4 protein-coding genes and 1 pseudogene are annotated in these 7,269 nt (G+C 74.4%); all 5 read right to left on the bottom strand.

Annotated features, from left to right (window positions below; all coding sequences use genetic code 11):
• Window positions 1–563 precede the first annotated feature (563 nt).
• Window positions 564–743 carry a hypothetical protein gene (locus RBJ77_RS57330; protein WP_372352218.1) on the bottom strand — a complete coding sequence of 60 codons (180 nt, stop codon included), beginning with the start codon at window positions 741–743 and terminating at the stop codon, window positions 564–566.
• 1,900 nt (window positions 744–2,643) lie between these two features.
• Complete coding sequence (locus tag RBJ77_RS57325) at window positions 2,644–3,042, bottom strand: KR domain-containing protein (RefSeq protein ID WP_372352225.1); 399 nt, start codon at window positions 3,040–3,042, stop codon at window positions 2,644–2,646.
• 1,694 nt (window positions 3,043–4,736) lie between these two features.
• A pseudogene (locus tag RBJ77_RS57320) lies at window positions 4,737–4,952 on the bottom strand (acyltransferase domain-containing protein); the annotation flags it as partial.
• A 756-nt stretch (window positions 4,953–5,708) separates the two neighbouring features.
• Window positions 5,709–5,852, bottom strand: a complete 144-nt coding sequence (locus tag RBJ77_RS57315; RefSeq protein WP_372352217.1) for a hypothetical protein — start codon at window positions 5,850–5,852, stop codon at window positions 5,709–5,711.
• On the bottom strand, window positions 5,809–7,173 hold the full coding sequence (locus RBJ77_RS57310; RefSeq protein WP_372352224.1) for a type I polyketide synthase: 1,365 nt from the start codon (window positions 7,171–7,173) through the stop codon (window positions 5,809–5,811). The genes RBJ77_RS57315 and RBJ77_RS57310 overlap by 44 nt, the downstream gene beginning before the upstream one ends.
• Between the last annotated feature and the right edge of the window lie 96 nt (window positions 7,174–7,269).

The raw sequence follows: 7,269 nt of genomic DNA, 5'->3' as shown, positions 1-7,269 counted from the left end.
AACGTATGGTCCGCACGCCCGCGCGCGGTCCCAGCCCGCTGCCCGCCAGCCGCGTCGCTCCAAGAGTCCGCGACCGCACGCACTTTGATCGCGTCTTCACGACCGCGGTCGCGCCCTAATCGCGTCGACGTCCCGGTCGACGGCACCGCCGTCGCACTGGCGGTGGTGGTGGATTCGGCTGGCCTGGGCGAGCTGACGATGTGACTCGTGGGCGGTGGGCTGGTAGTCAGTGAGTGGTGGCCGGGCTGAGCGGGTAGGTGGGTTCGCCGCCGCGGCGGGAGAACACGATGCGCACGGAAGTCTCTGATTCGACCGGGCATCGGTTGATGCCTCGCAGTATGGGCGAACGGCGGCGGTGCACCACGGGGCCGGTGAGCGTGGTGCCGGGCAGCTTCCCGGCGAGGACGCGCAGGCCGCGGCGGCGTGCCGGGCGGCGAACTCGTCGAGTCCGTCGTGCGGTTGAGGCCCGAGACGAGGGCGGGCGCGGGTCCGCGCGGTCCACGCCGAACCGGTCGGGCGGTGAACACGTCCGTCGCGGTTGGCCGCCGCGACGGCGACCACACTCACCTTGCCACGACGCTGTCCGCCGTGACCGTCTGCCCGACGGTGGCGTGCGCCGGACTTCGGTGGGTGGGGTGTGCGTGCAGCGTCTCGGCGACGATGCGGTCTCGGGCCAGCTCGGGGTCGGCGGCGAGGCGGTCGGCGAGGCCGGTGTGCAGGGGTGGCGAGCACGGCAGCATCATGTGGTTGGCGTTATCTGCAGCCGGTCGCCGCCAGGACGCCGTCGGCGCCAGTCGGCGCAACGAGTCGAGGGCGGCTAATGCGTGCTCGGTCCCCGGCCAGTGTCTGCGGGTCAGCTGGGCGTCGGGGCCGTGGCTGCCGACCGGAGAGGCGGCGACGTGGCGCGTCGTCGCCGGTGCGGCCCAGGCGCGCGGCCGCCTTCGCGCATCGCGACTGGGCCGCGACGTCCTCCGCACCAGGTCGAAGCGGGTGCCCGCGCGGCCGCAGCGACTCCGCTGCAGCGCGCGGCCAGTTCGCCGGCCGGGGCGGGGCGGCGGTCCCGCGGTCGCGGATGCCGAGCAGGCCGCGCCCAGTCCGCCGCCGCCTCGCCCGCGGACTGCGAAGCCTGCGCCCTGCAGGGACCTGGGCGGCGGCGCCGCACCGGGTCACGACCAGGGCGCCGGTGCGGCTGTGGAAGAGCCGGGCGTCGCCGCGCGGATCTACCGTACCAGCGGCCCGGAGTGTCGTCCTGCCCGGCAGGAGCATCGCGTACGGGTCGCCGTTCACGCCGGGCTCCAGTACTGCAGCCGCGGGTCATCTGGAGCCGGCTGCACCGAGCCGGCTGCGGTCGGTGGTCGTTCGTCATGCCAGGTTCTGTCCATGTGTGGATGCGGTCGGCGACGGCCGCGGCGTGCTCCTGCACCATCGAGAAGTGGTTGCTCAAGCACGTCCATGTGCTGCCGTGCGGGAACGGCCAGGTGGGATCGCCACGACTGGCTCCCGCCAGGCGCCGATGCCTGGTGGCGCGGGACGAGCAGCGTGGGCACGGCGAGGTCGCGCGGCTGCCAGTACGGGTGAAGCGGTGGTAGGCGCCCAGGCGGTGAGCCGGGTGTCGTCGACCTGCACCCTTCGCGGCCGAACATGGTGGTGGCCGTTCGGTGAGCCAGCCGGTGACCGCCTGCTGCTGTCCGGGCGGGTAGCACGCCGATGAGGGACGTGACGCCCGCGGCGGGCGGCCGCGGTCGGTGAGTTCGGCGGCCAGCGTACGCCACCAGGGCGCCTGCGGAGTGGCTGACGACGAACGGGCCGTCCGTCGACTTGAGTGACGGCGTCGGCTCCAGTGCGCCGAGACCGCCGCCAGCGACGCGCGGGCAGCTGCTCGCCCGGCTCGTAGCCGGGCTGCGGCAGCGCGGACACCGGCAGCCGGTCCTTGAGGGCGGCGGCGATCCGGCGGAACTCGTGCGGTCCCGCCACGGGGCCGTACCGGCGCAGCAGATCAGCCGGAGTTCGCCCGGTCCCGCCGCCAGGTCCACCAGGCCGAGCGGGTCGAAACAGTCCCCTCCGCCCTCGAACCGGTCCCGGTGACCGGCGAGGTCGCCGAGCAGGTCCAGGTAGGAGTCGAAGCGTCCGTCCCGCACGGACCGTTCGTAGAGGGTGCAGCATGCCGCCGGGCCGGTGGCGGCGCGCGTGGGCGGCGCGCGCCGACTGATGAGCAGGGGCCGCAGGGTGGGCGGCGACGCCGGCGACGCGAGAGGGTGGCCGAACACCAGGGCGGTGGGCAGGGCGAGGCCGGTGGCCTCCTGGAGCCGGCTGCGCAGGCCCACCGCGGTCAGGGGAGTCGAAGCCCAGCTCAGGAAGGGCAGCGGGCCAGGTGTCACCGCGTCCGTCCGGGCGTTCTGAGCACCGCCGCCACCTCGGCGCGGGATCCAGGCGGTGAGGGTCGTCTGCCTTCGTCAGCGGGCAGCCCGGCGGAGCGTTCGCGCCAGGTGGGGCTCGGTCCCCCGGTCGTGCCTCGAGCGTGCGGCGGGAAGCCTGGCCGGTCGGTGTCGGGCAGGTCCTCGACGAGCGCGGGCGTGCGGCGGTGAAGCCGACGGCGAACTGAAAGTCTCCAGCCGACGTCCGCGACGGACGACGCAGACTGTCCTAGCTGGTCCAGGGCCTCGCTGGAGGGCGCGCAGCGCCTTGTCGGGGGCCATCGGGCGCAGTCCGCGCCTGATCAGTCCTCGGCAGGTCGGCGTCGGCCATGCCGCCGTCCGCCCAGGCCTCCCAGGCGATGCTGGTCGCGGGCCAGGCCGTGCGGGCCCCGCGCCGCTGGGCGCGTCGAGGTGCGCTGCCCGCGGCGTAGGCGCCGAGCCGGCTTCGCTGCCCCAGACGGCCCGCGTGTTGGAGGAGAAGAGCACGAACGTCTCGGCGTCCGGCGCAGAGCTCGTCGAGGAGCCGGGCGCCGACGGTCTTCGCCCGGGTCACGCGCGCCAGCTCGGCCGGGTCGAGGTCGGCCACGGCCCGGTCGTCGCTCCGGCCAGGTGCATCACCGCAGCGGATCCGCCTCGCCCTGCCGCGCCAGTGACGCGACCAGGGTCCGTCAGTCCGGCGCGGTCGGTGACGTCGCAGGCCGCGAAGGCGTCACCCGCGCCGAGGGCGGCCTGCCTGGCCGCCAGTTCCGCGTGCCGGGGTGCCTGTCCGCCTCGACCTGCCGACCAGGACAGCGAGGTGCTTTCCGTGGTCCCGGTGCGGGCGAGGTGCCGGGCTGACGTGGCCGCCGAGGGCGCCGGTGCCGCCTGTCACTGTAACAGGGCGGTGCCGCGCCACGGGTCGCGCCGGCGCGGCGGGGCCCCGACGCGAGCCGCCGGACGTGGCAGCCGGTGTCGCGCAGCGATCTGGCGTCCTTCGTCGCCCGGCGCCCGCGAGGCAAAGTCGGTGAGGGCGCGGCAGGACGGGTCCGGTGAGCTGCTCCGGCAGGTCGACGGAGGCCGCCCTTGTGCGGCCGGCCGCCCCAGCCCCATCACCCGGCCCGGTGCCCACACCATGGCCTGCGCGGGATCGGCCGGTTCCGTCTCCTCGACGGCCACGCGCCGAACGACGAGCCACGTGGGCGCGTCGACGCCCGCGTCGCCGAGGGCCTGGTGGAGGGTGAGGACGGCGGTGACGGCGCGCAGGTCGTCGGGCCGGTGGGGACCGGTACCGCTGGAAGGTCCGGTGGTTCCGGTGGTCCCCGGAGGTCCCGGTGGCCCCGGCGGCGGAGATCCCGGAGGGCTGGTCCGGGTCCAGGGCCGACAGGGGAGATCACCGCTGTGACGTCCTGTGCCTGCTCCACCAACTCCTCAGCCTCCGGGCGAGTTCGGTCCGGTCTGCGGCCGTCCGCGGATCGGTCGTGAGGTGCAGCACCGTGCCGCCGGGCCTGCTCGACGGCGCGTCGGTCACCGCCTCCCCGGCGCGGGTCGGTGCCGGATCCGACGACCAGGTAGCGGCGCCGGGAGAGGGCGCCGCGGCCGGGCGAAGCGCCACTTCGGACGCGGCGCGCTAGCTCGGCCACGCGCCGGCATCTCGGGCGCCAGCCAGCAACGCCGGTGCTCGAAACGGGTTAGTCGGCAGCGACCGGCGCCCTGCCGTGGCGACGGCGGACCAGTCGACTTTGGGTACGCCAGCTGCAGCGCGCGTGGCCGGAGCCTCGCGGACGAGGGTGCCGTCTCACCGGTGTCCCGGTGGAGGGGTGCCGAGGACCAGTGCCTCGGTCCCGACCGTTCGGCGGTCTCCTGGACACCGCTGGTGTAGCAGGGTGCGGGCCGACTCGACGAACGTGTCGCAGCCGTCGGTGAGTGCGGCGTCACCGCCTCGTCGAAGCGGACCCGGTTGCGGAGTGCTGTCGTACCGGTGCACAGCGCGCGTCCATGGCGCCGGTGTCGCAGCGTTCGCCGCGCAGCGTGGAGTGCACAGCGGTGGCGCCGTGGACGGCCGCGCGGCCTACGTCGGCCAGGTCGGTGAGGACGCGCTCGCGCACCCGTTCCATGTGGGGCGAGTGGGAGGCGTAGTCGACGGGGATGCGCCGGGCTCGGACGCCGTCGGCGGCGCAGCGCTCTCGAACGCGGTCAGCGCCTCGGGGTCACTGAGCCACGACGACCGAGGCCGGGGAGTTGACCGCGGCGACGTCGATGCGGCCAGGCCAGTCGGCGATCAGTTCCCGTGCCCGGTCCTCGGCAGCGAGACGGGAGGTCATGGCGCCGTCCCCGGCGAGTTCGGCAAGGGCGCGGGCGCAGCGCCACCACCCGCGCCGCGTCCTCCAACGACAGCGCGCCTGCCACGCAGGCAGCCGCGATCTCGCCTTGGGAGTGTCCGACCACGGCATCCGGCTCGACACCGCACGCCCGCCACAACCGGCGCCAGCGAGACACCATCACCGCGAACAGCACCGGCTGCACGACCTCGACCTGCTCCAGCGAAGGCGCACCCTCCACCCCCACGGATCACATCAACAACGGAGAACCCGGTCACTTCCGCCAGCGCCGCATCAGCACTCCGCCAACGCCTCCGCGAACACCGGCACTCTGAGCAGCCTCGCGCCCCATCCCTTCCCACTGCGATCCCTGGCCCTGGGAACACCCACACCACACGCCGACCGCCACCACCACCGATACCGGTGAGGAGGTCGGGGGGCCGGGAGTCCTTCCCGGAGGCGTCGCAGGAGGTCCTGGGCCGTCCTGTGGTCAGCGGCGAGGGCGACGGCGCGCCGTTCGGTGGGTGCGGCCGATGGCGAGGGAGCGGCCGACTCCAGCGCGTCCGATCCTGCCAGTACCGGTCGCCATGCGGTCGGCTTGTGCGGCGAGGGCGGTCTCCTGTACGGGCGGACAGCACCAGCGGCACCACACCAGCCGCCTCCAACACCCCCACAGAAGCCACATCCGAGCCGACCGGCGTCGAAGGCGGCTCTCCCACGATCACATGCGCGTTCGTACCGCTCACCCTGAACGCGACGACACCCCTGCCCGCCGCAACCGACCTGCCACCTGTGGCCAGTCCCGCGCCTCCCTGCAGCACCTCCACCCCACCCGACGACCAGTCCACATGCGACGACGCACCTGCGCATGCAACGACGCCGGCACCACACCACGCCCCAACGCCAACACCCATCTTTGATCACACCGGCCACACCTCGCAGCCGCCTGCGCATGCCCGATGTGCTCGACTTCAACGACCCCAACCACAACGGCCGTTCACGGTCCCGGCCCCCGCCCGTAGGTCGCCACCAGTGCCTGGGCCTCGATCGGGTCGCCCAGCACCGTGCCCGTCCCGTGTCCCTCCACCACGTCCACATCAGCCGTGCCAGCGCCAGCGGCCGCCAACGCCCCGCGGATCACCCGCTGCTGCGCCACTCCGCTCGGCGCGGACAGGCCGTTGCTCGCCCCGTCCTGGTCTCACCGCACTCCCGCGCAGCACCGCCAGTACCCGGTGCCCGTGACGCCGGGCGTCCGACAACCGCTCCAGCACCACCAGACCCACGCCCTCGGCGAAGCCGAAGCCGTCCGCCTGCTCGGAGTAGGCCTTGCAGCGGCCGTCGGCGGCGAGCGCGCCCTGCGTGGCGAACTCGGTGAAGACCTCCGGGCCCGCCATCACCGACACACCACCGGCCACCGCCAGGGACGACTCGCCGTCCCGCAGCGAACGCGCCGCCAGATGCAACGCCACCAGCGACGACGAGCACGCCGTGTCCACCGTCAGCGCCGGACCCTCAAGCCCCAGCACGTACGCGACGCGGCTCGACGTGACGGCGGGTGAGCCGCCGGTGCAGCAGATAGCCCTCGCTGCTCCGGGGAGCTCGACCCCGTGGCCGTACCCCTGGTAGGCGGCGCCGAGGAAGACGCCGGTGGCGCTGCCGCGCAGCGCGCGCGGGTCGATGCCGGCGTTCTCCATCGCCTCCCAGGTGACTTCGAGGATCTGGCGCCGCTGCGGGTCCATGGCGAGGGCCTCGCGCGGCGAGATCCCGAAGAACGCCGGGTCGAAGTCCCCCGCCGCGTCGAGGAAGCGACCCGTAGCGGGGTCCCGCGCCGTGCCGTCGGCGGCGGTGTCGCTCAGGCGGTCGAGGTCCCAGCCCCGGTCGTCGGGCAGTTCCGAGACGGCGTCGCGGCCTGCGGAGATGAACTCCCAGAGGTCGGAAGGGGAGTTGATGCCGCCGGGGAACCGGCAGCCCATCCCCACGATCACCACCGGGTCGTCGGCGCTCTCCGCACTCCGTGCGGGACCGGCCGCGGGTGCCGTGCCCGCGTCCTGCTTCGGTGTCCGTGCCGTGTTCGGGGGTGAACAGGCGGTCGAGGAGGTAGTCGGCGAGCGCGGTGGCGTTGGGCCGGTCGAAGACGAGGGTGGACGCTTCGCGCAGGCCGGTCGCCGCGGTGAGCCGGTTCGCGCAGCTGCACGGCGGTCATCGAGTCGAACCCGGCGTCCCCGGAAGGCCCGGTCCGGTTCGACGGCCCGGGCGTCGGGGTGTCCGAGCACGGCGGCGGCCTCGGCCCTGACCAGGCGCAGCAGGTGGTCCCTGCGCTCCTTCGCCGACAGCGGCAGCAGCTTCTCGCGCAGCCGCGAACTGCCCTCCGGAGCTTTCCGCCTCGGGCCGCCGTCCTGCCCGGCCGGGGGCCGGGCGGGCGCCAGCTCGTCGAACAGCGGCCGGTGCCGGGCAGCGCCCATCAGGTCGAGGAACGCGGGCCGGTCGAGGTCGGCGACGGAGACGCAGGTCTCGCCGCGGTCGAGGCACGTGTCCAGCTCGGCGAGGGCCTGCTCGGG

It is taken from the genome of Streptomyces sp. KL116D (assembly GCF_030766975.1).
Lineage (GTDB): Bacteria > Actinomycetota > Actinomycetes > Streptomycetales > Streptomycetaceae > Streptomyces > Streptomyces longispororuber_A.
The sequence above is the reverse complement of the archived record's forward strand: the minus strand, read 5'-3'. Positions and strand labels throughout refer to the sequence as shown.